Annotated in this window: 23 protein-coding genes and 1 pseudogene; 7 read left to right on the top strand and 17 right to left on the bottom strand. The window is 69.3% G+C overall.

Going from position 1 to position 26,282, the window contains the following annotated elements; genetic code table 11:
* Positions 1-1,098: 1,098 nt before the first annotated feature.
* The 8 genes from AB0D57_RS32780 to AB0D57_RS32745 form a co-directional block, all read right to left on the bottom strand.
* On the bottom strand, positions 1,099-1,743 hold the full coding sequence (locus AB0D57_RS32780; RefSeq protein WP_362081349.1) for an NAD(P)H-binding protein: 645 nt from the start codon (positions 1,741-1,743) through the stop codon (positions 1,099-1,101).
* A gap of 36 nt (positions 1,744-1,779) precedes the next feature.
* Positions 1,780-2,760, bottom strand: coding sequence for an aldo/keto reductase (locus AB0D57_RS32775; protein ID WP_362081346.1), 981 nt, complete (start codon positions 2,758-2,760; stop codon positions 1,780-1,782).
* Between the two features lie 39 nt (positions 2,761-2,799).
* Positions 2,800-3,852 carry a hypothetical protein gene (locus tag AB0D57_RS32770; RefSeq protein ID WP_362081343.1) on the bottom strand — a complete coding sequence of 351 codons (1,053 nt, stop codon included), beginning with the start codon at positions 3,850-3,852 and terminating at the stop codon, positions 2,800-2,802.
* Between the two features lie 74 nt (positions 3,853-3,926).
* Complete coding sequence (locus tag AB0D57_RS32765) at positions 3,927-5,699, bottom strand: biotin carboxylase N-terminal domain-containing protein (RefSeq protein WP_362081340.1); 1,773 nt, start codon at positions 5,697-5,699, stop codon at positions 3,927-3,929.
* 31 nt (positions 5,700-5,730) lie between these two features.
* On the bottom strand, positions 5,731-6,567 hold the full coding sequence (locus AB0D57_RS32760; protein WP_362081337.1) for an AfsR/SARP family transcriptional regulator: 837 nt from the start codon (positions 6,565-6,567) through the stop codon (positions 5,731-5,733).
* An 82-nt stretch (positions 6,568-6,649) separates the two neighbouring features.
* Positions 6,650-7,285, bottom strand: coding sequence for a 4'-phosphopantetheinyl transferase superfamily protein (locus AB0D57_RS32755; RefSeq protein ID WP_362081359.1), 636 nt, complete (start codon positions 7,283-7,285; stop codon positions 6,650-6,652).
* Positions 7,286-7,392: 107 nt separating this feature from the next.
* Positions 7,393-8,985, bottom strand: a complete 1,593-nt coding sequence (locus AB0D57_RS32750; RefSeq protein WP_362081334.1) for an MFS transporter — start codon at positions 8,983-8,985, stop codon at positions 7,393-7,395.
* A gap of 89 nt (positions 8,986-9,074) precedes the next feature.
* Positions 9,075-10,355 carry an alpha/beta hydrolase gene (locus AB0D57_RS32745; protein WP_362081331.1) on the bottom strand — a complete coding sequence of 427 codons (1,281 nt, stop codon included), beginning with the start codon at positions 10,353-10,355 and terminating at the stop codon, positions 9,075-9,077.
* Positions 10,356-10,534: 179 nt separating this feature from the next.
* On the opposite strand from AB0D57_RS32745, the gene AB0D57_RS32740 reads away from it, so the two are divergent.
* The gene (locus AB0D57_RS32740; RefSeq protein WP_362081328.1) at positions 10,535-11,119 is read left to right on the top strand and encodes a TetR family transcriptional regulator; all 585 of its coding nucleotides are present in this window, start codon (positions 10,535-10,537) and stop codon (positions 11,117-11,119) included.
* 74 nt (positions 11,120-11,193) lie between these two features.
* On the opposite strand, the gene AB0D57_RS32735 is transcribed toward AB0D57_RS32740, so the two are convergent.
* From AB0D57_RS32735 to AB0D57_RS32720, 4 genes are all read right to left on the bottom strand, one after another.
* Positions 11,194-11,643 (bottom strand): ester cyclase, encoded by a 450-nt coding sequence (locus AB0D57_RS32735; protein WP_362081325.1) that lies wholly within the window; start codon positions 11,641-11,643, stop codon positions 11,194-11,196.
* A 143-nt stretch (positions 11,644-11,786) separates the two neighbouring features.
* A complete protein-coding gene (gene fabG / locus AB0D57_RS32730) occupies positions 11,787-12,491 on the bottom strand; it encodes a 3-oxoacyl-ACP reductase FabG (RefSeq protein ID WP_362081322.1) in 705 nt (234 codons plus the stop codon).
* 37 nt (positions 12,492-12,528) lie between these two features.
* Positions 12,529-13,200 carry an HAD family phosphatase gene (locus AB0D57_RS32725; RefSeq protein WP_362081319.1) on the bottom strand — a complete coding sequence of 224 codons (672 nt, stop codon included), beginning with the start codon at positions 13,198-13,200 and terminating at the stop codon, positions 12,529-12,531.
* The gene (locus AB0D57_RS32720) at positions 13,197-14,204 is read right to left on the bottom strand and encodes a ScbA/BarX family gamma-butyrolactone biosynthesis protein (RefSeq protein ID WP_362081316.1); all 1,008 of its coding nucleotides are present in this window, start codon (positions 14,202-14,204) and stop codon (positions 13,197-13,199) included. The genes AB0D57_RS32725 and AB0D57_RS32720 overlap by 4 nt, the downstream gene beginning before the upstream one ends.
* Before the next feature lie 268 nt (positions 14,205-14,472).
* Between AB0D57_RS32720 and AB0D57_RS32715 the strand changes: the two genes are divergently transcribed.
* Together AB0D57_RS32715 and AB0D57_RS32710 are read left to right on the top strand one after the other, a co-directional pair.
* Positions 14,473-16,068, top strand: a complete 1,596-nt coding sequence (locus AB0D57_RS32715; RefSeq protein WP_362081313.1) for an acyl-CoA carboxylase subunit beta — start codon at positions 14,473-14,475, stop codon at positions 16,066-16,068.
* A gap of 11 nt (positions 16,069-16,079) precedes the next feature.
* Entirely contained in the window at positions 16,080-16,286 is a 207-nt protein-coding gene (locus tag AB0D57_RS32710) for an acyl-CoA carboxylase subunit epsilon (RefSeq protein WP_362081310.1), read from the top strand.
* A gap of 58 nt (positions 16,287-16,344) precedes the next feature.
* Here AB0D57_RS32710 and AB0D57_RS32705 read toward each other — a convergent pair whose 3' ends face one another.
* Positions 16,345-17,382 (bottom strand): ketoacyl-ACP synthase III family protein, encoded by a 1,038-nt coding sequence (locus tag AB0D57_RS32705; protein WP_362081307.1) that lies wholly within the window; start codon positions 17,380-17,382, stop codon positions 16,345-16,347.
* A gap of 311 nt (positions 17,383-17,693) precedes the next feature.
* Between AB0D57_RS32705 and AB0D57_RS32700 the strand changes: the two genes are divergently transcribed.
* From AB0D57_RS32700 to AB0D57_RS32690, 3 genes are read left to right on the top strand one after another with little or no spacing between them, the layout of a single operon-like run.
* Positions 17,694-17,978, top strand: a complete 285-nt coding sequence (locus AB0D57_RS32700) for an acyl carrier protein (protein WP_362081304.1) — start codon at positions 17,694-17,696, stop codon at positions 17,976-17,978.
* Positions 17,971-19,194 carry a beta-ketoacyl-[acyl-carrier-protein] synthase family protein gene (locus AB0D57_RS32695; protein ID WP_362081301.1) on the top strand — a complete coding sequence of 408 codons (1,224 nt, stop codon included), beginning with the start codon at positions 17,971-17,973 and terminating at the stop codon, positions 19,192-19,194. Before AB0D57_RS32700 ends, AB0D57_RS32695 begins: the two co-directional genes overlap by 8 nt.
* A complete protein-coding gene (locus tag AB0D57_RS32690) occupies positions 19,191-20,330 on the top strand; it encodes a beta-ketoacyl synthase N-terminal-like domain-containing protein (RefSeq protein WP_362081297.1) in 1,140 nt (379 codons plus the stop codon). Before AB0D57_RS32695 ends, AB0D57_RS32690 begins: the two co-directional genes overlap by 4 nt.
* Positions 20,331-20,336: 6 nt before the next feature.
* Here the strand turns inward: AB0D57_RS32690 and AB0D57_RS32685 are convergent, their stop codons facing one another.
* From AB0D57_RS32685 to AB0D57_RS32675, 3 genes are all read right to left on the bottom strand, one after another.
* Entirely contained in the window at positions 20,337-21,032 is a 696-nt protein-coding gene (locus AB0D57_RS32685; protein WP_362081294.1) for a response regulator transcription factor, read from the bottom strand.
* Positions 21,033-21,240: 208 nt separating this feature from the next.
* Positions 21,241-21,666 carry a TetR/AcrR family transcriptional regulator gene (locus AB0D57_RS32680; RefSeq protein WP_362081291.1) on the bottom strand — a complete coding sequence of 142 codons (426 nt, stop codon included), beginning with the start codon at positions 21,664-21,666 and terminating at the stop codon, positions 21,241-21,243.
* 703 nt (positions 21,667-22,369) lie between these two features.
* Positions 22,370-22,747, bottom strand: a complete 378-nt coding sequence (locus AB0D57_RS32675) for a hypothetical protein (protein WP_362081288.1) — start codon at positions 22,745-22,747, stop codon at positions 22,370-22,372.
* Positions 22,748-22,976: 229 nt separating this feature from the next.
* On the opposite strand from AB0D57_RS32675, the pseudogene AB0D57_RS32670 reads away from it, so the two are divergent.
* A pseudogene (locus AB0D57_RS32670) lies at positions 22,977-23,892 on the top strand (IS982 family transposase).
* Between the two features lie 978 nt (positions 23,893-24,870).
* On the opposite strand, the gene AB0D57_RS32665 reads toward AB0D57_RS32670, so the two are convergent.
* Positions 24,871-26,238, bottom strand: coding sequence for an L-serine ammonia-lyase (locus tag AB0D57_RS32665; protein ID WP_362081284.1), 1,368 nt, complete (start codon positions 26,236-26,238; stop codon positions 24,871-24,873).
* Between the last annotated feature and the right edge of the window lie 44 nt (positions 26,239-26,282).

Genomic DNA, 26,282 nt, shown 5'->3' with positions numbered 1-26,282 from the left:
TGGCGACGCCGCCACCAGGCCCGATCCCAGGACAGCCACTACCAGCGACAAGCCACTCAGGCATGAAGATCGCGATCTACAACTGGAGTACTAGATTGGCCGGACTTCCCCCGTGGCGAATCCTGGCTCAGCGGTCCGATATGGCGGCCGACATCCCGAAGTCGTACCTCTGTTCGCGCAAAACGGGGCGATCTGCCGTCGGGTCCCGCAGGGGTGTGGCCTCTACGGCGGGTTGGGATCCGGAAGGTGATCCAGACCCGAGTTAAGCCGACGCCGACGGCGATCCGCTGGGGAGTGGCGACCGCTCCCAGGAGAGTCTGTGGGAAGCCGACAACCCCTGTGTCGCGGGTCCTTGCCGCTAGTGGTGCGTGCCCCGGTGGCCAGCCGGTGGCCGGATGCCTTTGGACGACGTAATACCAGGGGGCACAGTCCAACCAGTCGCACGTGCTCTGATCAGGTAAAACGTCACTCAGTAGCATTACCAGGCACCACGCAGCACGAACGCTCACGGTCTCGTACGGCGTAGGTCTCGGGTTCGAATCCCGAAGGCGGCTCCATGGGAAACCGCAGGTCAGGATCTGACCTGCGGTTTCTTCGTTTCTTGACCTTGGAATGTGCGCATGTGGCGCTTCAGCTGCCTGTGCATGGAATGCGCGTAGGTCAGAGGTTTCACTCTCTGGAGTCAGTAACGCACCTCCGATGTCAAGTATCGGCACTGGCCTTCGGTTTCATGCGGAGTGGCTGATTCGTGAGTCAGTATGGATGAAACGTGGGGTGGCCAAGGGGTGGCCATCCGTGCAGCGCCGGTGCACGGGACGTAGCCGTGGAGCTGTCGGCGGAAGGGGTGTCGAGCTCTGTCTTTGTGACTTTCCGACAACGCGGAGTCCGGGTTAGGCGCTGCCGGAGTCGCTCGCCGTGCTGGCCGGGCCAGCGAGTGGCATGGTCGAGCTGTCCCGCCGTCTGGCCTGAGGGTCTCGTTACATCTACGACCTGGCGACGAGGCGGACCGCGACGGTGGTGACCAGAAAGCATGCCGGAGGAGAAGGGGTGCACGGTCGTCGGCCGTACACCCCTTCTTCGTAGTCGGTCGACCGTAGCTCAGACCGCCAGTGAGTCGAGCGCGGCTGCGATCGGCCGGCCGCCGCCGGTCACCTCGAACGCCCGCTGGAACGTGGCCGGATGGTCGAGGCAGGAGACCAGGACCGTGGCGAGGTCGTTGCGGCTCAGCGAGCCCTCCTCGACCTCGTCACCGACGGTGATCTGGTCGGTGGCGGTGTTGTCGTTCAGCCACGGCGGGCGCACGATGGTCCAGTTGAGGTCCGACTGTTCGAGGTGGCGGTCGGCGGCGAGCTTGGCCCGGGCGGTGGCCTGGAGGTAGCCCGGCAGTCGGGTGGGCTCTGCGGTGCCCCACATTGACAGCTGGACCCAGCGCTTGGCGCCGACCGAGACCGCCGCGTCGACGGCCGCGACGATCCCGTGGTGGTCGATCAGCTCGGCCTGCTGCAGGTCCATGCTGCGCGTGGCCGCCGCGTTCATGATGGCGTCCGACCCGGCGAAGACGTCGGCGAACCGCGGCCCGGGGGCCGCGAGGTCGAGGACCGAGGCCTCCAGGTCCCGGCGCACCAGCTCGTCCGCCTTCGCCTGGGTGCGGACGGTGGCGCGGACGGTGTGGCCCTGGGCCAGCAGTTGGTCGACGACGCGTAGCCCCGTCGATCCGGTGGCGCCGAGCACGGTGATGTTCATCTGGTGTCTCCCAAGAGCGGGTGGGGTCGAGCGGTGTCAGAGGTTGACGGTGGCCATCCGGGCTTCGTCGTAGCGGGCACCTGCCACGGCTGACGCGGGCACGGCCTCCTCGATGGCGGCGAGCTGCTGCGCCGTCAGTTCCAGGTCGGCCGCCCGGATGTTCTCGTCGAGGTAGACGCGCCGTTTCGTACCCGGCACGGGGACGATGTCCGGGCCCTGGGCCAGGACCCAGGCCAAGGACACCTGCGCGGCGGTCACGCCGAGTTCGGCGGCGAGTTTCTGGAGCTCCGCGACCAGCGAGAGGTTCGCCGCGAGGCTCACCTCCTGGAACCGCGGCGCCCCGCGGCGGGCGTCGCCGGGAGCGAGCGCCTTCCGGTCGGTGACGGCGCCACCGAGCAGACCCCGGCTGATCGGGCTGTAGGCCACGAGCCCGATGCCGAGTTCGCGCAGGGTCGGCAGCAAGGTCTCCTCGATGTCCCTGGTGAACAGCGAGTACTCGTACTGGCCCGCGGCCACCGGGTGTACGGCGTGCGCGCGGCGCAGCGTCTGAGGCGCGGCCTCCGAGATGCCCAGGTGGCGTACCTTCCCGGCGGTCACCAGCTCGGCCATGGCACCCCAGGTCTCCTCGATGGGCACCGCGGGGTCCACACGGTGCTGGTAGTAGAGGTCGATGTGCTCGACGCAGAGTCGTCGAAGGGATGCGTCGCAGGCCGCGCGCACGTACTCCGGCCGCCCGTTGACGCCCTTGACTGTGCCGTCCTCGAGCCGTTCGATGCCGAACTTGGTCGCGAGTACGACCTGGCTGCGCCGCCCGGCGATCGCCCTGCCGACCAGGCGTTCGTTCGTGAACGGCCCGTACATGTCCGCGGTGTCTAGCAGCGTGACCCCGCCGTCCAGGGCCCGGTGGATCGTCGCGGCGGACTCCGCGTCGTCGCGGGCGCCGTACATGTCACTCATGCCCATGCAGCCGAGGCCGAGGACGGAGACCTCCAGGCCGGCGAGCAGACGGTGGTGCATTGGTTCCTCTCCCGTGGTTCCGGTGGTGGGTGCGGCTGGTCAGTACCGACGCAGGACGAAGCCGTCGCGCGTCTCCTTGCCACCGCTGCCGAAGAGCACGTTGAGGTTGCTGCTGAGCACGTAGTCACCCGACGGGGTGATGGCCACCGTGGTCGGGGCGGCCTCCGGCGAGGCATGCTTGCTCACCGTGTACGCGGTGCGCCAGCCGTCGTCCGAGCGGAGCTGGAACACGCCGTCGATGCCGTTGGAGCGGATGGTGTTGGTGGCGGCCCAGAGCGTGCCGTCGGGTGCGAGGGCCATGCCATCCGCGCCGGGCACCTTGTCCTGGAGGGTGACCTCGGTGAACCCTTCCGGGTGGTTGAGCGGGATACGGAAGATCTGTCCGGTGTCGTAGCGCACCGCCAGGAGGTAGCCGCCGGGGTGGTAGACGATCCCGTTCAGGCCGACGTTGGGCAGATCGTCGGTGATCCCGGCGTCCAGGGCGGGGTCGTATAGGAACGTCGACTTCTCGCCCGAGGGCGTGACCTTGAAGATGTGGCCGGAGAACGAGTCGGTCACATAGGCGTTGCCGACGGGGTCGAGCGCTACGTCGTTGGCGAGGTGCCAGCCGGGGGCCTCGCCCAGGTCGATGTGCCGTTCCAGAGCGCCGGTCGCCAGGTCGTAGATGGCCAGCCCCGCGTGCCGGCCGCGCGTCTCGGCGGTGGAACCGACGCTGAGCAGCGCGTTCGGCCCGGCGTAGACGTCGTCGTACGTGACCAGAAGGCGGTTGCGGGCCACGTCGACGCGGACGCCCCCGGTGGCGATCAGGTAGGGGTCTTCGACCAGTGTGTGGGGGACGCCGTCGGCTCCGACCACGGACACCGTGCCGTAGCGGAGTGAGCCGATGAGGAATGCGTTACGCGTTGGGTCCCAGGTGACGCCCTCGGGATGGATGGCGTGGCCGGAGCCCTGGACAATCGCGGGCAGGTCCGCACCCGGGACGCTGTGCACGGGGCGGTCGGCGGCCTGGGCGGTCGCGGCCGTGGGGGCCATAAGGGCGGCGGCGAGAACGAGGACTCCGGGGACGATCGTGCCGCGGAGGCGTCGTCGCATGCGGGCTCGGGACATGGGAAGTGCCTTTCTCTGGGTGCTGAGGGGCGCGTTGGGAGGGAGGGATAGCCCGGACATCACGCCTTGATCTCGCAGATGGCCGCGCCGGAGGTCAGGGACGCTCCGACCTCCACCCCGAGGCCCTTGACGGTGCCCGAGCGGTGGGCGTTGAGGGGCTGCTCCATCTTCATGGCCTCGAGTACGACGACCAGGTCGCCTTCCTTGACCTCCTGGCCCTCCTCGACCGCGACCTTGACGATCGTGCCCTGCATCGGGGAGGCGAGGGTGTCGCCGGAGGCGACCGGGCCGGACTTCTTGGCCGCGCGGCGCTTGTGCTTGGCGCCGGCGGCCAGGCCGGTGCGGGCCAGGGACATGCCGAGCGAGGACGGGAGGGAGACCTCGAGGCGCTTGCCGCCGACCTCGACGACGACCGTCTCGCGGCCGGGCTCCTCGTCGGTGTCGGTGTCGGCGGGGGTGGCGAAGGCGGGGATCTTGTTGACGAACTCGGTCTCGATCCAGCGGGTGTGGACCGTGAACGGGTCGGCGGAGCCGGTCAGTTCGGGGGCGAAGGCGGGATCCTTGACGACCGTGCGGTGGAAGGGGATGGCGGTGGCCATGCCCTCGACCTGGAACTCCTCCAGGGCGCGGGCCGCGCGCTGCAGGGCCTGCTCGCGGGTAGCGCCGGTGATGATCAGCTTCGCCAGCAGGGAGTCCCAGGCCGGGCCGATCACACTGCCGGACTCGACGCCCGCGTCCAGGCGCACACCCGGACCCGACGGCGGGGCGAACAGCGTCACCGTGCCGGGGGCGGGCAGGAAGCCGCGGCCCGGGTCCTCGCCGTTGATGCGGAACTCGAAGGAGTGGCCGCGCAGTTCGGGGTCGCCGTAGCCGAGTTCCTCGCCGTCGGCGATGCGGAACATCTCGCGGACCAGGTCGATGCCGGCGACTTCCTCGGTGACCGGGTGTTCGACCTGGAGGCGGGTGTTGACCTCCAGGAAGGAGATCGTGCCGTCCGCGCCGACGAGGAACTCGACAGTGCCGGCGCCGACGTAGCCGGCCTCCTTCAGGATCGCCTTGGAAGAGGCGTACAGCTCGGCGACCTGGGCATCGGACAGGAACGGCGCGGGCGCCTCCTCGACCAGCTTCTGGTGGCGGCGCTGGAGCGAGCAGTCACGCGTCGAGACGACCACGACGTTGCCGTGCCGGTCTGCGAGGCACTGCGTCTCCACGTGCCGTGGCTTGTCCAGGTACCGTTCCACGAAGCACTCGCCGCGACCAAAGGCGGCGACAGCCTCGCGGACCGCCGACTCGTAGAGCTCGGGCACCTCTTCCAGCGTCCGCGCGACCTTCAGGCCACGACCGCCGCCACCGAACGCGGCTTTGATCGCGATCGGCAGGCCGCGCTCCTCGGCGAACGCGACGACCTCGTATGCACCGGAGACGGGGTCCGGCGTACCCGCCACCAGCGGTGCACCGGCGCGCTGGGCGATGTGTCGGGCGGCGACCTTGTCACCCAGGTCCCGGATCGCCTGCGGTGGCGGGCCGATCCAGATCAGGCCCGCGTCCAGGACCGCTTGCGCGAAGTCGGCGTTCTCCGACAGGAAGCCGTAGCCCGGGTGGATGGCGTCCGCATCGGACCCTCGGGCCGCGTGCAGGATCTTCTCGATGTCCAGGTAACTGGTCGCTGGTGTGTCACCGCCGAGGGCAAGCGCCTCGTCCGCGGCGCGGACATGCGGCGCGTGCCGGTCCGGGTCGGCGTACACGGCCACGCTCGCGATGCCGGCGTCCCGGCAGGCCCGGGCCACGCGGACAGCGATTTCGCCACGATTGGCGATGAGCACCTTGCGCACGATTAACTCCTCGGACCGGGCCGGAAACTTTTCACGACGCCTGCCTGATTGGTGTTCCGAGCATCGTTCCCAATATTCCGGTCGGAAAATTCTCCGAATTCTCGTCGCCGATACTGTCGCACAGGATCGTCTGATGCAGGTGCTGGAGTTCCGCCGACGGATCCAGGCCGAGTTCTTCCCGTAGTATCGTTCGCAAATCACGGTACGAATGCAGCGCCTCCCCGCGTCTGCCGCTGCGGTGCAGGGCCGTGATAAGTTGGCCGTGTAGCCATTCGTTCAGTGGATGACGGATGACCAGGCTCCTCAGTTCCGCCGTCATGTGGCTGTGCAGCCCCAATTGCATGTCCGCGCTTATGCGGAGTTGTAGGGCTCGGATGTAGAGTTCTTCGAGATGCTGCACGTGCTGGGTGAGGATCGGTCCCTTTGTCACGTCTGTGAGGGAGTCTCCGCGCCAGAATTCCAGGGCCCGTTTGAGCAGGTCGGAGCCCGCCGCGAGATCGCCCCGGCCGAGGGCTGTCTCGCCCTGGCGGGCGAGCCACTGGAACTGCTGTGCATCCACCTGTTTCGGCGAAGCCTGCAGGACGTAGCCGATGGGCCAGGTGTCGACGAGGTCGGGCGGCAGCTGTTCCCCGACCTGCTGCCGGAGAATCTGCCGTAGGTGGTAGACGTGTGTTCTCACCGTGGACAGTGCTGTTTTCGGCGGGTTCTTTCCCCACAGTTCATCCACTATTGACCCGTGTGAAACAACGGATCCGGGCTGTAGGGTGAGCAGTGATAATAATTGTCGGACCTTCGGGCCGCGAGGTGCGGCTATATGTTCCGAGTGCCACGTGATTTCCAATGGCCCTAGAATATTGAATCGAAGCACTTTTACCCCCGATGTGTGTGCTCTGCAAACATCTTTCACTGTAAGGCTCACACGTCTTTGTGGGGTGCCGCAAGGAGGTGCATCAAAGGTTGATGTTCCTCGGGATTTCTGACCGTGAATCCGTGACGACAGTCACGCACGTCATCACGTGACCTCCTCGCATAAGCCGAAGCCAGCCGAAGATGTGGTGCTTTTTCGGCAGGAGGTCGTCGGTGACGCATATGCCGATACGGTTGCCCGCTATATGCAGTTCGGCGTCGTGGAAAACCGGTTGCCGGGCAACGGGGAGTGCGCAGAGCGCTTTGTAGACGGCCTCCTTGGCGGAGAACAGCACGGACAGCCGGCTCTCTGGCCGCCGGGCCGCCGTCACCCAGCGGGCCTCCCGGGGCGTGCAGATGAGAGGGAGGGCACCGCGCGAGAGCCGGTCGGTGCGCTCGAGGTCGATCCCGACGGCGGCGACCGCCGGGTGGGTGGTCGCGACGCAGGCTCCGATGTGCCCCACACAGTGGCTGATCGACCCCCGTACCCCTGGGGGGAAGTGGGGACGCCGACCTTTGCGCAGGACCGGACCGGTGCGCCCAAGCGCGGCCAGTGCCCTGGCCGCGGCCCGACGGCCGGCGGCGAAGTCCGCCTGCCGTCGGACCGGGAGTCGCCGGAGCAGCTCCTCCTCGGCCGGGTGGACGGGGAGTGGACGCTCAGGGGGACCGAAGCCGTCCAACGCGACGGCCGTTCCGGGCAAGGGCCCGCAGCCGTCCCATCCGTCCGGCCGCCCTCCGACGACGGTGACGGTGCCGGGCGGCGGCCGCAGCCCGGCACCCGGGCGGTTCAGACCGTCGCCCCGGCCGTCGACGACGATCCGTCGCCCAGTTCGACCCCCGTATCCTCGCCGGAGTCGTCCGTACGGTCCGTCAGGATGCGGTACAGCACCAGCGCGCTGACCACGCAGATGCCCGCCGCGCTCCACAGCACGACCTGGAAGCCCTGCGTGTAGCTCTCCCGGAGGAAGTCCGCGAACTGGGCGCGCTGACCCGTGGGCACTTTCCCGGCCGGGCCGTCGACGTTGCCGCTGGTGACGCTGTCGGCGACGCCGGGCGTATCCAGGCCGGTGCCCTGCGAGAAGCGGTTGAGCCCGTCGGAGATACGGCCCTGCACGAGGGAGACCAGCGCGGCGACCATACCCGCCACCGCAACGGCCTCGCTGGCCAGCCGGATCGTGTTGAACATGCCGCTGGCCATGCCGACCTTGGTGGGCGGCACCGTACTGACCGCCGCGCCATCCATAAGACCGTAGATGAGACCGATGCCGACGCCGATCACCAGCAGCGGCCCGGCCAGGCCCAGCAGGCCGATGCCGGGGTGGACGACGGTCAGCCAGGCGCACCCCGCGGCGACCAGCAGCAGGCTGACGCTGAGGATTGACCGCATCGAGACGCCGGACTGCACCAGGCGGCCGGCGACCAGTGGAAACGCCAGCACCGGTCCGGTAAGGAGCAGCATCGTGAGACCGGACGCGCTGTTGCTCAGCCCGTTGGCACCGACCAGGTACGAGGGCAGCAGCACCATCAGACCGACGAAGCCGAAGGAGACCGCGGTGGCCAGCAGGTTGACGGCCAGGAAGCGCGGCTCGGTGAACAGCGACAGGTCGAACATGGGCTTCTCCTGGCGCCGTTCGACGGCGACGAAGGCGCCGAGGAAGATCACGCAGCCCAGGAACAGGCCCAGGACCGGCGCGCTGCCCCACCCCCACTGCGGCCCCTCGATGACGCCGAGTGTGAAGAGGAACAGCCCAAGGGTGAAGGTGACCGTGCCCGGCCAGTCGACGGCGTCGGCGTCCGGGTTCTTGGACTCCGTCACCAGTTTGAAGCCCGCCAGGGACACCAGGGCGATGACGACCTGGACGTAGAAGACGGAACGCCAGCCGAGACCGGAGACCAGTAGGCCGGAGGTCGTCGGGCCGAGCGCGAGGCCCGCGCCGATGGTGACGCCGACCCACGCGAATGCCTTCGTGCGGGCGGCGCCCTGGAACATGTTGGCGATCACGGAGACGCCAGCGGTCATGATGGCGGCGGCGGCGACACCGGCGACGCCGCGCGCGATGTCCAGGACGATGATCTGCCCCGCGAGCGCGCCGATCAGCGAGGCGACGCCGTACAGGCCGACGCCGAACGAGAAGACCTTCTTGCGGCCGATCCGGTCGGCGATGGAACCCGCCGCCATCATGAAGCTCGCCGCGACCACGTTGTAGGCGTTGACGACCCACTGCAGCGGTACGACGCCGGCGTGGAGGTCGTGGCCGATCGCGGGCAGCGCCACCGGCGCGCTGCTGAGGCCGATGGGGACGATGGAGACGGCCAGGCACAGGGCGAAGATCGTGAGGCCGGCCCGGGGGGGCGCCTCAAGGGTGGTGACGGCAGTCATCCGACTGCGCTCCTTCCGAGGGGGACGTCGGTGGGCGGCAGGGGGCACGGGGGTGAGGCCCCCTGCCGCCCGGTTCGTGGGAGGGCAGGTCAGCCGCGGCGGGGAAGGTTCTTCAGGAACTGCGACAGGGTCTGCAGGAAGCGGTTGTCGTCCCAGTCGGCGTAGACGACGTCCTGGTGGCTCAGGGCGGGGTCCGAGTGGAGCGCCAGCTCCGGGATGCGGCTGGCGGCGGTCACCGACGCGGCCGCCTGCCCGGTGGTGCCGTTTGTCAGAGCCGACTGGAAGGCGTACAGCGGCACGTCGATCTCGGCGGTGTGCGTGAGGCGCAGGCCGAGGCGCCGGGTGACGTCGGTCTCCGTGAAGGGGATGCCGGCCACGTAGTCGAGCAGGACACGGTTGAGCGTGTACCAGAGCCATGCGCCCGGCTGTGGCCCGGCGAACGCCTCGGTGACCGTGGCGAGCTGGGTCGGGCCGCCGTCGGTCCAGGTGCCGCTGTCCTCCAGCGTTCCGGCGTGCACCGAGAACGAGGGGTGGGCGCGCCGCGCGTCGAAGAGGTGGCCGAGCAGACCGGCGTTGGTGAGCTTGTGGTCGGTGAGGTGGGCCTCGGGCAGCCGGTCGGCGAGGACGGCGGGGCCGTCCGGGTCGGCCACGGCATGTACGGCGGCCAGCTGGAACCAGACGGCGGCGTCCTCGGGGCGGCTGCCCAGGCCGACAGTGGTGCTGGTGTAGTCCTCGAAGACGGCGCCCTGTTCGATCTGCGCGAGCCAGCCCTCGGCGGCCTCCAGCGGCAGGTCGAACTCCATGCCGGCACCCGAGTAGGCGTTGAGGACGCCTCCGTCGACGACCGCCAGACCCGCCAGGTCCCGGTAGCCCGGGGTGCCGTCGAAGTCCCAGCCCGCGTACAGCGCCGCGGCGGTCGCGCCCACGGACACACCGCCGAGGACCACCTCGCGACGGCCGCCGTCGGACGCGGCGAGGACGACGCGGCGCAGGTCCTCCACCAGGACCTCCAGGCCCCAGGAGGCGGCGAACAGGGAGTCCTCCTGCTTGTGCGCGGTGTAGTGCCCGCCCAGGTAGTACTCGGTCGCCTCCTCGGGGCTGCGGCTGAATCCGGAGAGGTCCGCGAGGTTCTGCTCCCGGCGATCGACCGCCCAGACCTGGAGGTCGTCGGAGTGCTCGGCGAGGCTGCGCGCGGTGTGCTTGAAGACCGCCGCGCCGCCCTCGCGGCCGCCGACCAGCACCAGCACGCGGCTCGCCTCCGGACGGCCGATCTTGAGGACGCCGACCTTCTGCAGCTCCGCGGGGCCGCTCGCGGTGACGCCCTCCTGGAACTCGTACGTCTCGATCCAGTCCTGCTGGTCCTGGGACATGGCGATTCACTCCTTGTTAGCTGCAAGTCTTGCGCCCTTCGCTACATCAATGTAGCGAAAAAAGAGTGAGATGCAACATCGATGATGCAAGTCTCCGCCATCTTGCTACGTTGATGTACGTTTGACGAGGTGGGGGGCTCCGAGGAGGGACCTGGGAGCGAGAGGAAGGCGGATCGACCGTGCCGGACACCACGAGAGAGCGACCGCTGCGCGCGGACACCGAGCGAACCGTCCGTACGATCCTCGAGACCGCCGAGCGCGTGCTGAGCGAGGACCCCGGCGCGAGCCTGGCCCAGATCGCCGCCGCCGCGGGCGTGGCGCGCACCACCGTCCACCGGCGGTTCGTCTCGCGCGAGGCGCTGCTCGACGCGATGGCGTCGCACGCCTTCCGCCAGGTCGAGGAGGCGATCGACGCGGGCCGGCCGGAGACCGCGCCCCCGCTGGTGGCGCTCCACCAGGTCACGGCGAACGTGATCCAGGTCAAGAGCGGCTGGCGGTTCGCCATCAGCCAGCCCCAGCTGCGCGACCCCGCGGCCGTCGCCGCGCACGAGCGGATCTTCGCCAAGGGCCTGCTCCTGCTGGAACGCGCCCAGGAGGCCGAGCTGTTGCGCCCCGGCACGGACCTGGCCTGGGCGCAGCGTGTCTACCACGCTTTGATCGAGCAGGCGATCCTGGAGGCCGCGACCAGTGACATGGACCCGGACACCCTTGCCGCGACGGTGGTGGACACATTGCTCAACGGGGTGGGTCCGGTCAAGCGCTGAACGCCTGCGGAGACCGATGCCGAGTGGGCGGCACCCTCGTCAGGGTGCCGCCCACTCGGGTGTCGACAACGGGTTCAGACCGTGGGCACCGGCTTCGGCGCGCCCATCAAGGGCTTGTCCCAGGCCCCGAGCTGACGGAACAGCTCCAGATCGTCGCGGACCGCCCAGTGTTCGACGACCTTGCCGTCGGCGACCCGGTAGATGTGGATGTGCTGCACGCGAACGCTCGTGCCGGTCGCAGGCACGCCCATGAAGTCCGTGACCTGCCGGCCGGTGAAGATGACGCGCAGGGTCGCTTTGTCTCCCTTGGCGAAGGAGTCCACGATCTCCCAGCGCGCGTCCTCCCACACACCGCGCATCCAGCGCGCGGTGTTCGCGTACGCCTCGGGACCGCGCGGCGATCCTTCCGGGGCCTCGTAGTCGATGAACTCCGGGGCGACCAGCCGCTGTGCGACCTCGTCGTTCCCGTCGTTGAAGATCAGACCCATGTCCACGGCGATCTGGCGAACTTCCTCGTCCGTCACGACGGACTCCTTTCGAATCGGTACATGGCGCCGCCGAAGCGCGGCACCGAGGGGACCGGCCACGAGCGGTCACTCGTGCCGGGAGACGTAGGGGTACCGTCGGGGTGCGGTGCGGATCGACCGGTCCGCGTACGGCGGCGGTTCTACTGGCCCATTGCCAGGCCGCCGCCCACCGGAACGGCCGCGCCGGTGACGTACGAGGCGCCGTCGCTCGCGAGGAAGCGGACCACCTCGGCGACCTCCTCGGGGGTGCCGGTGCGGCGCAGTGGTGTCTGGCTCAGCAGCTGGTCCTTGCGCTTGTCCTTGACCGCCTGGATCATGTCGGTCTCGATCAGGCCGGGGGTGACCATGTTGACGGTGATGTTGCGCGAGCCCAGCTCCCAGGCGAGCGAGCGGGTCAGCCCGAGCATCCCGGACTTGGACGCGGCGTAGTTCGCCTGGCCGGGCGATCCGAGGAAACCCATCACCGACGACATGAAGACGATTCGCCCCCACTTGGCGCCGATCATCGACCGTGCGACCAGCCGGGCCATCCGGAACGACCCGATGAGGTTCGTCTGGATGACGTCCTCGAAGTCCTCCTCGCGCATCATGGGCGCGATGCCGTCCCGGGTGATGCCGGCGTTGGCGACCAGGACCTGTACCGGCCCGAACTGCGCCTCGACCTCGGCCACCGCGCGTGCGGCCGCCTCGGGGTCGGTCACGTCGCAGCGCACCCCGAAGAGCCCCTCGGGCGGCTCGCCGGTCCGGTGAGTGACGGCCACCTTGTCGCCGCCCGCGGTGAACGACCGGGCGAGGGCAAGCCCGATCCCTCGGTTTCCGCCGGTGATGAGAACGGTTCGCGACACAGTGCTCTCCTGACTTGGGACGCTGGCGAAACGGGGATCAGACGCCGGGGAGGGGGACGGCTCCCGCCCGGGGAGACGGAAGTGTGAGGAGCGGCCTCAGCCGGGCCACCGCGTCCGCGGCGCCGGTGAAATGGACGGCCTGCCACCCGGCGGCCTCGGCGCCCGCGCAGTTGGCCTCGATGTCGTCCACGAGCACGCACTCCTCGGGCGGCAGGCACGCCGCCTCGGCGGCGAGGTCGAAGATCTTGCGCTCCGGCTTGCGCGCCCCCACCTGGAAGGACAGCACCAGCGCGTCGAAGAGTCCGTCGGGCTCGACCATGCGCCGCCACTGGCGGTCCCAGGCGGGCGGCATGTTCGACAGCAGTCCCACGAACCCCCCGGCGTCGTGGACCTCCTGGAGAAAGCGCCGCCAGTCGTGATTGGTCTGCCGGCCCTCGAACCACCGGTCGCCGAAGTCCGACAGGTCGACGTCGATGCCCGTGCTCCCCCTGATCTCGGCGGTCACCCGGGCGGCCCACTCCTCCTCGCTGAGCAGCGGAGTGTCCAGGGGCGCCATGATGTCGCCGCCGAAGGGTCGCGCGACCTCGGCCATCGCCGCCCGGAACGCGGGCGCCGGGATGCCGGTCCGCGCACAGAAGTCCTCCAGGTCCCGCCCGATCGGCGGGGTCAGCACACCGCCGAAGTCGCTCCACACCGCCCGTACGGTCATGACGCCTCCTTGGCGGACGCGACGGAAGCCGCGAACGTGAGGGCCGTCTCGGCCACCGTCGCTCCGTCCTGCCGGAACTCCACGAGGAACCCGGGCCCGTTCGCGTCCGGTCGTCCCGTTGCCACGACCGGGCTGTCGAGCTCGACGAAGCGCAGATAGCGGGCGGCACAGTCGGTCACCGACGCGGTCACCGGCACCCCTGCGAGGTGGGCGAGCTGACGGGCCGCCTCGGCGAGCACCATCGCCGGGACGTGGTCGTAGGAGTGGTCGAACAGGCTGCGGTTGTCCAGCCTCGGCTCGACCTGCGCGGACACCGCGCCCTTGGTGTGCACCGGCTCGCCCAGGACGACGTTGAGCGGATTGTTCCGGCCGACGTCGGCGGCGGCCTGGCTGCGCACCAAGGTGCCCAGCTCCTCGGTCAGCGGCGGAGTGGACCGGCGCTGCAGGAAGCGGAGCTTCTGGTAGTCCTCGGCCGACGAGGTGCTGGTGTTGATCCGCACGTGGCCCACGGGCCCTTCTCCCAGACGCAGGTCCACGTCGTAGCTCACCCCGCGTAGCCGCCCGCCCCTGCCCTCGCGGCGCTCGCCGGTGCCGGTCAGGTGCAGTTCTCCGGGCCGGCTGCCCGGTGTGAGCGGGACGAGGTCGTCGATGCGGATCGACCAGTCGTTGACGAGGAACACGGTGTCCCGTGGCACCCCGAGGTACAGGTGTCCGGCAGCCGTGCACGCCTGGCGGGCGGACTCCAGCAGCAGCAGGAAGTCGTACGACGCCGGTTCGCGCAGGTGGTCGGCGAAGTAGCCGTGCGAGAGCGGGAGTTGCGCACCGGCCGCGAAGGCGCCGTCGCCCGTCGGGCGAAGATCGGTGACGAAGACCTCGGACACCGCCGCCCGGTGCACCAGCTCGCGTTCGATCGTGCGGGAGAAAGCCGGGGCGGGCTCGGCCTTCGGTGGGGACGGCGACTGGTCGAAAAGTGCCTTCGTTGCGACTCCGGTCGCTGCTGTCATGCCTGGACTCCTCACATTCGGGGTGCCGTCGAGATGCTCTTCCCGGCGCATAGAAGACGCGTAAAGGCCGCATGGAAATCGGTTCCTACGTGCGGTCTTCATTGGCCAGGAATCGGCCCCGTCCGCTCCCGAAGGGGTAGTTCCCCCTGCTTTTAACCGACTTTCATCGACGCGCCACATCCTTTCCGGAACACGGCGCCGGACCGGTGTCGGCCAGGAATTCGGGAAGCTCCACAACAATCCGATGTGACAGGGGAGTTGCGTATAGATGACAACTTTGGACGACCACCCCGTCGCCCCCGCTTCCGCGCAACCCGGAATGAGGGAGAGGACCGCCGAACTGCTGCGGTTGCGGCAGAGCGTACGCAGCGGGCCCGGTGAGCGCGCGACCCAGGCGCAGCGCGCCCGCGGCAAACTCGCTGTGCACGAACGACTGGAGGCGCTGTTCGACCCGGGCACGTTCGTCGAGATCGAGGGGCTGCGGCGGCACCGTGCCAGCGGCTTCGGACTGGAGGACCGGCGTCCGCACACGGACGGGGTCGTCACCGGCTGGGGCCGGGTGCACGGCCGTACCGTCTTCGCATACGCCCATGACTTCCGCATCTTCGGCGGCTCGCTGGGGGAGTCCCACGCCGCCAAGATCCACAAGGTCATGGACATGGCGGAGGCGGCCGGGGCCCCGCTGGTCAGCCTCAACGACGGTGCGGGCGCCCGGATCCAGGAGGGAGTGACCGCGCTGGCCGGCTACGGCGGCATCTTCCGCCGCAACGTCCGTGCCTCGGGGGTCATCCCGCAGATCAGCGTAATGCTCGGGCCGTGCGCCGGCGGCGCCACCTACTCGCCGGCGCTGACCGACTTCGTGTTCATGGTGCGCGGCATCTCCCAGATGTTCATCACGGGCCCGGACGTCGTGGAGACCGTCACCGGGGAGAAGGTCACCCAGGAGGAGCTTGGCGGCGCCGATCTGCATGCCTCGGTGTCGGGCGCGGCGGCGTTCGCGTACGACGACGAGGAGTCCTGCATCGAGGACGTCCGCTTCCTGCTCTCCCTGCTGCCCGCCAACAACCGCGAACTGCCGCCCGAGGCCCCGTCAGCGGCCTCGGCTGACGAGCCGGACGAGGAACTGCTGGACCTCGTACCCGCTGATCCGAACCAGCCGTACGACATGCGGCAGGTGATCGAGCACCTGCTGGACGGCGGCGAGATGATGGAGGTGCACGAGCAGTGGGCCCCCAACCTGCTGTGCGTGCTCGGCCGCATCGACGGCCGCACCGTCGGTGTCGTCGCCAACCAGCCGCGCCACCTCGCCGGGGTCCTCGACATCGAGGCCTCGCAGAAGGGCGCCGCGTTCATCCAGATCTGCGACGCGTTCAACATCCCGCTGGTCACCCTGGTCGACGTGCCGGGCTTTCTGCCCGGAACCTCCCAGGAGCACGGCGGCATCATCCGGCACGGCGCGAAGCTGCTGTACGCGTACTGCGCGGCCACCGTGCCGCGGGTGCAGGTCATCCTGCGCAAGGCGTACGGCGGTGCCTACATCGTGATGGACTCCCGCTCCATCGGCTGCGACCTGTCGTACGCCTGGCCCACCAACGAGATCGCGGTCATGGGCGCGGAAGGCGCGGTCAATGTCATCCACCGGCGCGAGGTGGCGGCCTCCGAGGACCCGGATGAGACCCGGCGGAACCTCGCACTGGAGTACCGGGAGACCCTGATGCACCCGTACTACGCCGCCGAGCGCGGTCTCGTCGACGACGTGATCGACCCCCGGCGCACCCGCGGCGTCGTCGCCGAGGCACTGCGGATCCTGCGCACCAAGCAGGAGCACGTCGTGCCCCGCAAACACGGCAACCCCCCGATGTGAGAAGGACGTCGATGACCATCGCGACATCTGCCCCGCCCGGCCCGGTGCTGCGGATCCTGCGCGGCAACCCGACACCCGAGGAACTGGCCGCTGCCACCGCCGTCCTGTGCGCGCTGCCCGCACCCGGCACCGCGCAGCGGGAGTCCCCGGCCCCGCCGGGCTGGCAGCGGCCCGCCCACCACGTGCCCGCCGGGGCATGGCGGACGGTTCCCAGGTAGACACCGAGGAGGGGGCTCGCAGCCATCGCCGCAAGCCCCCTCCCGCGCGCTCCACTGCCTACGCCCGCCCGGCCTCCACCACGGCACACGACCAGGTGAACCCAGCGCCCGCGTTGAACATCAGCGCGATCTCAGCGGGGCGAAGGACCTCACGGCACAGCACCTCGTGCACGCTCGCCGCGAGATCCCCGCACCCCAGATGGCCCGTCTCCTCGCCCCAGTCGACGGCCGGAACGGGCAGCAGCCCGTGGAGGACCGGAAGCCAGGCGGTGGCAAGGGTCTTCCTGCCGAGCCGGGGCAGCACCGCGCACCGGATCCGCGGGTCGTCGGGCGCCAGTTCCGCGTCCTCCAGCGCCCGCTCCAGCACATGGCGGATCATGTCGCGGTTGACCTTCTGGAACTCCTCTGCCCCGTGTGCCCGCAGGTAGGAGCGCTTGGTCCGCCGCATGTCGACGACCGGTGAGGTGTCCCTCGGCACCTGGCCGAACGGATCCTCGCCCCGGTGCATGGCCTCCAGTTGCGGCGCGGCCGCGCTGTGCACCGCCCGCAGCCTGAGCGGGTCACCCGCCGCGGCGGGCCGCCGCAGCAGCAGAGCGGTGCCGGCGTCCCCGTACGCCGCGCCGAAGTCGCTGCGCCAGCGGTCGAAACCGGGCGGTGTGAAACGGTCGGCCGTGGTGACCACGGCGTGCCGCACCCCGCTCTCCACGGACAGCCGGGCTACGGCGAGTTCGAGCGCGGCCACACCGCCGTTGCAGATCTGCCGTACCCCCACCGGCAGCGCCGTGTGCGCGCCCAGTCGATCTGCGATGTAGTGGGGCGGGGACCACAGGTCGTGGCCCTGGTAGTACATCCAGGCGTGGAACAGCAGGTCCAGGTCACTGGCTGCCACGTCGGAGCCGAGCAGGCCCTCGGCGGCGGCGCGCACCGCCATCTCCGGAGCGGAGATGGCGTCGGCCACCGGCAGATGGAGGTGCCCCAGCTCCCGGGCGACACGTGCCTCCAGACGGCCCTCGGCGACCGCGTTCGCGGCGGTGTCGCGCTGGGCCGGGAGCCAGAGCGCCGTTCCGGCGATTCCCACGGGCACGGGCGGTCTCATAGGCAGGGCCCCTTCGACTCGACAGCTGAACTCGGCCGACGGACCGCGCGGCCGGACGCCACGGTCCCGACTCCTCGAATTCTTCGGCGGCGGAATCTATTGCGCGTCAAACCCGCATAGAAGCTGAACCAGCCCTGTCGAAAAGGGGGTTGCGGCATGGCAGCATTACTCGCGGCGAGGAATCCGGCGGTCTCAACCGCGTCGGGAAGCCCCCGGTCCCCCGGGATATTCATGTTTCCGGCATGTGCCGCAATGGTGTCCCGCCTTTTTCAGCAGTTCACCGGCAACACCTCACCACCGAAGGGAAAACCATGTCCGACAACCTGGCGTCATCCCTCTCTCCCGAACTGCGCATCCGTGTGCGGGACATCGTCGCGGAAGTCCTGGAGGTGCCCGCCGACGAGGTGGACGAGACGAAGAGCTTCGCGGAGGACTTCGACGCCGACTCCCTGCTCGTCATCGAGATCTTCTCCCGCTTCGAGCGGCAGCTGGGCATCAAGATCCCCCAGGACGAGCTGACGGACCTCGACGACCTAGGGGCCGCGTACGAACTGATAGCCCGGCGCCACACGACCCCGGAGGCCGTGAGTGCCTGAGACGGCGCTGCGTCGCGTCGCAGTCACCGGCCTTGGGGCCGTGAGCAGTCTGGGCATCGGAGCCCGGGCGTTCACCGAGTCGCTCCGCGCCGCGCGCAGCGGGATATCCCCTATCCGCTCCTTCGACGCCTCCGGCTTCGACCACACTCAGGCCGGTGAGGTACACGGCTTCCTGCCGGGGGAGCACCTGAAGCGCGTTACCCCGGACCGCTGGGGCCGCAGCAGCCAGTTCGCCGCGGCCGCCGCACGTCTGGCCGTCGAGGACGCCGGCTGGGATCCCAAGGAGCTGTCCGCCGCCCGCGCGGGCAGCGCCATGGGCACCACCAACGGCGAGGCCCGCGTCTTCCAGCAGCTGACCGAGCAGTGGCTCGGCACAGGCCCCAACGGCCTCGACCCGAGGCTGGTCGTCCAGGCCTCGGCCGACCGCATCGCCGCCGCCGTCAGCACCGAGCTGCGGCTGCGCGGCGAGGCCCAGACCTTCGGCACCGCATGCGCCGCCAGCAACTACGCGATCGGATATGGATCCGACCAGATCCGCACCGGCACCACGGACGTCATGGTCGTGGGCGGCGCCGACGCGGTGAACCGGGCCACGCACGCCGGCTTCCACCGCCTCGGGGCCATCGCACCCGAGATGTGCCGCCCGTTCGACAAGGAGCGGGCCGGCATCATGACCGCCGAGGGCGGCGCCGCCCTCGTCCTCGAAGCATGGGACAGCGCCGTCGCTCGCGGGGCGCGGATATACGCAGAGGTCCTCGGCTACGCCATCACCTGCGACGCCAAGCACCCCACCCAGCCCGACCGGAACGGCATCGCCGAGTGCATCCGCCGCGCCCACCGCAGTGCTGCGGTGAAACCGGACGAGATCGACTACATCTGCGCCCACGGCACCGGCACGATCGCCAATGACTCCACCGAAGTCGCCGCCGTCCGCGAGGTGTTCGGCGACGAGGTGCCGCCGGTCAGCTCCATCAAGTCGATGCTGGGTCACACCATGGGCGCCGCTAGCGGCTTCGGCGCCCTGGCCTGCTGCGCCGCACTGCACGAAGGATTCCTGCCACCCACCGCGACGGTGCGCACGCCGGATCCGGCCCTCGGTTCCGACCTGGACTGCGTGGCCGGTGAGGCACGCGAGGCACGGCCCCGGATCGTGGAGAACCACGGCTTCGCGTTCGGCGGCAACAACGCGATCGTGATCCTGGGGAGGCCGCAATGACGGACACGGGCACGTCCACCGCGGTGCGCATCACCGCGTACGGGGCGCTGAGCGCGGCCGGCCTCGGCGGCAAAGCCCTGAACGAGGCCGTACAGGCGGGTGCGCTGCCGTACGCCGGAGCGAACACGCAAGCGGCGGAGATCGTCGGCGAGGGACCTCTGCCGCCGCTGCGGCTGTTCCCGGTCCCGGACTTCAACGCCCGCGAACACCTGGGCCGCAAGGGTCTGTCCAGCCTCAGCCGGACGGCCACGCTCGGCATGTCGGCCTGCGCACTGGCTCTCGAGGGCCTCGAGGAGCCTGTCCCGGACGCCGAACGGTCCGCCACCGGAGTGGTGCTGGGCACGAGCACGGGCAGCGCCCGCGCGTTCGCCGAGTTCTTCCGGGACACCTATGAGCAGGAGCTCCCGTACTTCGTCAGCCCTGCGCTGTTCCCGGGCATCCTGCTCAACCACGCCGCCAGCCAGGTTGCCATGCGCAACGCGTTCACCGGCGTCAACGCCAGCCTGGCCGGCGGCCAGATCTCCGCCCTGTCGGCGCTCAGGTACGCCCGCAACGCCCTGCTCACCGGTCAGGCCACGCGGCTTCTGACCGGAGCGATGGAGGAATTGAGCGCTCAGTCCGTGTGGGCCTGGCGGCACGGCGGGGCGCCCGCCGGGCACCCGATCGGCGAGGGCAGCGCCGTGTTCGTGCTGGAGCGCGGAACGGACGGGCCCCAGCCGTCCACGGTGGCCGAACTGCTGGCCTGCGAAGTGGGGTTCACCCCGGTCGACGACGGGCCGCACGAGGTGGCCGACACGCTGGCCGGCTGCATCATGCGCGCCTTGGCGGCCGGCGGCGTCAAGGCCGCCGAGCTGGGCGTGGTGTCCGTCGGCGCCACCGGCGTGGGCGGCTGGTCCGCGGTCGAGACCAGGGGCCGCCGCAGGGCACTGGAAGGCTGCCGTCCGCTGGTGCTGCGCGTGCAGGAGGTGCTCGGCGAGACCTACAGCGCGAGCGGGGCGCTCCAACTGGCCGCGCTCCTGGCGCACTGGGAGACGGACGACGCGGCCGACGTGACCCGGTTCGGCCTGGTGACGTCGGTCGGGGCCGACGGCTCGGTGGCGGCGGCACTGCTGCGCCGGCCGCGGCGGAGGTCCTGACGGACCTCAGAGAGGGGCCGTACGGTCGCGGGCTGCGCCCTGGCCGTACGGCCCTTCGGCGTCGAGCGGGACGTCGGCGACCGGTACGGGTGACGGGAGCACGGACGCCGTGATGGCCTTGTTGACGGCGTCGACGCGGGAGACCGCGCCCAGCTTGCGGTAAACGTTGTGGAGGTGCCGTTTGACCGTGCCCTCCGTGATGCCGAGGGCCGCCGCTATCTGGCGGTTGCTCATCGCCGACGCGACGCATTCGAGTATCTGGTGCTCTCGCGGCGAGAACGCCGTCTTGGGCCAGGCGTCCAACGGACGGGGCTCCGGGTCGCCGTCCTCGTCGTCCGCGGCCGGGCCGGTGAGCGCGCGCAGCAGTTCGTCGCGCGTGATGCCCTTGTGCAGATAGGCACTAGCCCCGGCGGTCTGTAACTCCCTTATCTGGTGCGGCTCGGCATGGGCGGAGAGGATGAGCACGCAGGTCGGCGGCGAGGCCCGCAGGATGCTGCGGACCGTGCCGGGACCCGGGTGGTCCGGCATCCACAGGTCGAGCAGGAGGAGATCGGGCCTGAGCGAGGCGGCGGCCTGGACAGCCTCGACGCCGGTGGCGGCCTGGCCGACCACCATGATTCCGTCCTGCCGGTTGAGGAGATCGCTGAGCGCGTCCCGGAACAGGGTGTGGCCGTCGGCCACCACGATGCGCGTCGGTGTCATGGAAAGAAGCCCCTCGTTGCTTACTTGCCGGTCAGGAACGGAAAGCGCGCTGGCCAGCGAGTGGTGATGCCGCGGATGTGGAGATTCCTCTGAGCTGCGTAATCGATTCCATCATGATCACAGAATGGAGAGGTGTCGAGGGCGGGCCGGTAATATTTCACCCATCGGTGCGGCCGGACGGTCTGTCTGATTCGGGGTGACAACTGCCTTACGCCGACGGAGACAGTCGGAGGCGGGGGAGGAGACCCGGCGCCGCGAGCCCGGGCAGCAGCAGCGTCCACATCGTGGCGAGGCGATCGACCAGGTCCCGCCGTCCTGTGTGCACTTGGGAGACCTGCTGCAGTCCGGTGAACGATGCGACGATGAACTTCGCCGCTTCCGTGAGGTCGAGCCCGGGCAGCAGTTCGCCGTTCTGTTCTGCCCGGCGGAGCAGTTCGGCCGTGACCTCCTGAGCGTACTGAAGCGGACGCGGGCCCGGATCGCCGGGCGGGGTCTGCTCCAGGGTCAGCCTGATCCCGGCCCGGAGCACGGGATCCTCGAGCAGCCGATGGGCCATGTCGAAGGTGAGGTCGATGGCCGACTGCAGGTGCAGCGCTCGTTCCGGGGCCACCAGCGCTTCGCTCTGCAACTCCACCAGAACCTCGGCAGTCGACCTCTTCGAGGGGAAGTGATGGTAGAGCGCCGCCTGGTCAGCTCGCTGCGTTAGAGGATTTCGGTGGTGGTGGCCCCGTCATAGCTGGACTCCTCGAAAGCCGCGGCAGCCGCCTCCAGAATCAACTGCCGTGTCCTGACGGCTCTTTCATGACGCGTCATGAAACGTGCAACCCTCCAGTAAACGGGCGGGTCAGCATGCCGGCCCCGCTGCGCGATGCCAAGGTCGGGTGCTCACCAACTCGCCATCATGGAGGGCTGGTTCATGGGGCGAAGGGCCATCGCGTCTCTGCTGACGGGCTTGCTGCCCGGTGCAGCGTCCTGATGTGCGCACGGTGTTGACCTTCAGCCTGCGTGGAAAATCAGCGGCGTGGTGGTGGTCACCGCGCCCATTGCCAGGCTTAGACGCCTACGAATGCAGCAGGAACGTGGGCGAGGATCCAGGAACCGCCCCTCTGTGCAGATCCGACAAGCCCTGTGTGCGGGTGTCGCAGTGCCGGGTGGGTAGCCCGGGGTGGCCAAGGGGTGGCCGGACGTCTCTCGGCACGCTCGATCTCCGTGTCGTAGTCGGCCGCATCGAAGCGGTACTCAGGGAGTTTCGCCTGGGGTTGTCGAGTCGGCGGGCGACGCCAGTCACGCCACAGGAACTGGTCGCCTTCCCTGCAGATGGTCACGTAGAGCGCGCCTCAGCAGCCCTCGGTGCAGTATGCGTCGGCGAGCTGCACCTCTCGGGGCTCGGCTGCGGCCCGCAGGCGACCGCTGTCGAGAAGGTACTCGGGGGAGTTGGCTGAGCCCTTGCCGAATGCTTCGGGTACCAGGGGCCGGCCGTCGATCAACAGCCGTGCCTCGACCGTGTCCGGGTCTGCTGGGTCCCGCACAGTGGCCTCCACCCGGAACCGGGAGACCGTCGCGCGGTGGAAAGGCTGCCGTGCCGTGCGCCGTATCCAGTGGACCCGGCGGCGTTCGGAGGGCTCTTCGGGCTCGCTCTGTGCGACGGCTGCCCAGGACTGCGCGCTCAGGACGGCTTCCAGGGTGCGTCGGGCAGTCGAGGGCGGTGAGCGCACCGACCGCGGGACGGGCGAGAACCCTCAGCAGGCCGAGAACCTTGAGGTAGGGCACGTCCTCCGGCTCACCGAGGCGAGCCAGGAGAGCGATGCCGACGTTCACGGTCAGTGTGCTGGTGCCGGTGCGTGTCGATGGCGGCCGAGAGCACGGGCTGCCGCTGTGTCTACTAGATGATCGATTCCAAGGGATCGGCTGCGCGCATGGGACGAGGGCGTCCAACGTCAGTGTGTGAAGACAGAGTTGGACACCCTCGCGATCGCACTCTATGTGAAGGCCGACGACCTGCTGAAGGCGTCTCCGCATCTCGCGCCAGGGCGGCCGGCTGTGGGGATCACCCCGCAGCTCACCGACGCCGAGCTGGTCACACTGGCGATGATGCAGGCCATGCTTGGTTTTACCTCCGAGGCCAGGTGGCTCCGCCACGCCCGCTCCCACCTGCGACATCTCTTCCCGTACCTGCCCCAGCAGCCCGGATACATCAAGCGGCTGCGCAAGGCCACCGAACTGCTCCGCCAGGTCACCCGGCTACTGGCCACAGACACCTCGGTGTGGAGCGACGACGTATGGATCGTGGACTCCACGCCGGTGGAATGCGGCCGCTCACGCGAGACCGTCAAGCGTTCCGACCTGGCCGGATGGGCCGAGTACGGGTACTGCGCCAGTCACAGCCGCTTCTTCTGGGGCCTGCGACTGCACCTGGTGTGCACCCTCCAGGGCCTGCCCATCGCGTTCGCCCTGACCGGGGCCAAGGCCGACGAGCGCGAGACCCTGCTGGACCTCCTCTCCGCCGAACCCGGCCTCGTCGCCGCGCGTCCCGCCCAGACGCTGATCGGCGACAAGAACTACTTCGGCCGGGGCTTCGAAAGCGAGCTCGCCGAACAGGACATCCGGCTGCTGCGGCCAGCCCGCAAAGGCGAGCCGGAACGGCCCGGAGCACCCCTGTTCAAACCATTGCGGCAGGTCATCGAGTCGGTCAACGAGACCTTCAAAGGCCAACTCGATCTCGAACAGCACCGAGGGCGCACGCCCGGCGGTGTCGTGGCCCGCGTCATGCAGCGAATCCTTCGCACTGACCGCCGCAATCTGGCACAACGACCACACCGGACAGCCCGTCCTACGCTCACTGACTGCCCATGATCACTGACCCCTTGGAATCGATCATCTAGGGGCAGATCGGCCATCGCAGCCTGGATATGACGATCCCGGATACCCAGCGCATGCAGCCTGCGCTGGATCTCATCGGCGGCACGGACCGTGTCCGGATGGGACAGCAGGGGTGCGAGAGCATCCCGCACACCTGCTTGGGCCTCGCGCCAACCTGGACGTGCACGCAGTTGTGGCGGGTCAGGCAAGGGGTAGTCGCCGTGAGGCAGTCGACCGTCGGACTTCGACTGGTTCAGGCGCAACGCGTATGCGTACAGGGAGGGCCAAAGGGCGGGGACTCCACCGCCTGCCTGGGCGCTCCACGAGTGGGGTAAGACTCGATTCCATAGGTCATGCTGCGGATCCCGTCACTACTGGTTGGTCGATGGCTAGGGGTTTTAGCTGGTCAGCAACGGACCTGAAGGATGATCTCGGGAACAGCCAACCGGCGATGTCTGCATCGGCCACGTTGGAAGGGGCCTTCTCTGGAGCGACCCGCGGGAGACCCGGCACGCGTACGAAGGGTCTGTGGGAGGTCGACAACCTCGGTGACCCTGCTTCTTGTCACCAGTGGTGGCCTTCCCGGTGGCCAGCCGGTGGCCGGACGCCTCTGGACGGTGCAGCATCGGGTGGCACGGATCAACCTGTTGCACGTGCTCTGATCAGGCAGAACGTCACTCAACAGCACGACCAGGTACTACGCAACACGAACGCTCACGGTCTCGTAATTCGTAGGTCCCACTACCTGACGTTCACCGACCGCACTCAACACCCTGAGACGGCCTCAAGAGCGCCGCGTCGGTCCTGGAGCAGGCCCGTTGCCCACCCGCAAACAGCGACGTTCCCTGGGGAGACCCTGGGGAGTCTTCGGGGACTTTCACGTCTGTCCCGGGGAGTTTCTGGGGACTTTCCGCCGCGTAAGCAGGGAAGGCCCTGACAGCGCAGAAAGAAACGAACGCGCTGGTCAGGGCCTCTTTCCCTAGCACTCGATGATGTTGACCGCGAGCCCGCCCCGAGCCGTCTCCTTGTACTTGACGCTCATGTCCGCGCCCGTCTCCTTCATGGTCTTGATGACCTTGTCGAGGGAGACCTTGTGGGAGCCGTCGCCGCGCATGGCCATCTTGGCGGCGGTGACCGCCTTGACCGCGGCCATGCCGTTGCGTTCGATGCAGGGGATCTGGACGAGGCCGCCGACGGGGTCGCAGGTCAGGCCGAGGTTGTGCTCCATGCCGATCTCCGCGGCGTTCTCGACCTGTTCGGGGCTGCCGCCGAGGACTTCGGCGAGGGCGCCGGCGGCCATCGAGCAGGCCGAGCCGACCTCGCCCTGGCAGCCGACCTCGGCGCCGGAGATGGACGCGTTCTCCTTGAAGAGCATGCCGATGGCGCCCGCGGCCAGCAGGAAGCGGACCACTCCGTCCTCGTCGGCGCCCGGCACGAAGTTGACGTAGTAGTGGAGAACGGAGGGGATGATCCCCGCGGCGCCGTTCGTCGGCGCCGTCACGACGCGGCCGCCCGCCGCGTTCTCCTCGTTCACCGCCATCGCGTAGAGCGTGATCCATTCCATCGCGTGGGCCAACGGGTCGCCCTCCGCGCGGAGTTGGCGGGCCGAGACGGCGGCACGGCGGCGGACCTTGAGGCCGCCCGGCAGGATGCCCTCGCGGGACATGCCGCGGGAGACGCAGGACTGCATCACGCGCCAGATCGCGAGGAGCCCCTCGCGGATCTCCTCCTCGGTGCGCCAGGCCCGCTCGTTCTCCAGCATCAGGGCGGAGATCGACAGGCCCGTCTCGCGGGTCAGCCGCAGCAGCTCGTCGCCCGTGCGGAAGGGGTACTTCAGGACCGTGTCGTCCAGTTTGATGCGGTCCTGGCCGACCGCGTCCTCGTCGACCACGAAACCGCCGCCCACGGAGTAGTACGTCTTCTCCAGGACCAGCTCGCCCGAGGCGTCGTACGCGAAGATCGTCATGCCGTTCGCGTGGTACGGCAGCGCCTTGCGGCGGTGCAGGACCAGGTCGTCGGAGAAGGAGAAGTCGATCTCGTGGGAGCCGAGCAGACTGATGCGCCCCGACGACTTGATCTCCTCGACCCGGTCGTCGGCCCCCTCCACGTCCACCGTCCGCGGCGAGGCGCCCTCCAGACCGAGCAGTACCGCCTTCGGGGTGCCGTGGCCATGGCCCGTCGCGCCGAGCGAGCCGTACAGCTCGGCCCGTATGGAGGCCACCGAGTCCAGCAGCTCCTCGTTGCGCAGCCGCCGGGCGAACATGCGTGCCGCGCGCATCGGGCCGACCGTGTGGGAGCTGGACGGGCCGATGCCGATCGAGAACAGGTCGAAGACCGAGATGGCCACGGGGACTCCTCACAGCGGGGGTGGTGCATGGGGGTGGGGCGCCG

The sequence above is a fragment of the Streptomyces sp. NPDC048275 genome (genome assembly GCF_040652275.1).
GTDB lineage: Bacteria > Actinomycetota > Actinomycetes > Streptomycetales > Streptomycetaceae > Streptomyces.
This window is presented reverse-complemented; position numbering and strand designations above follow the sequence as displayed.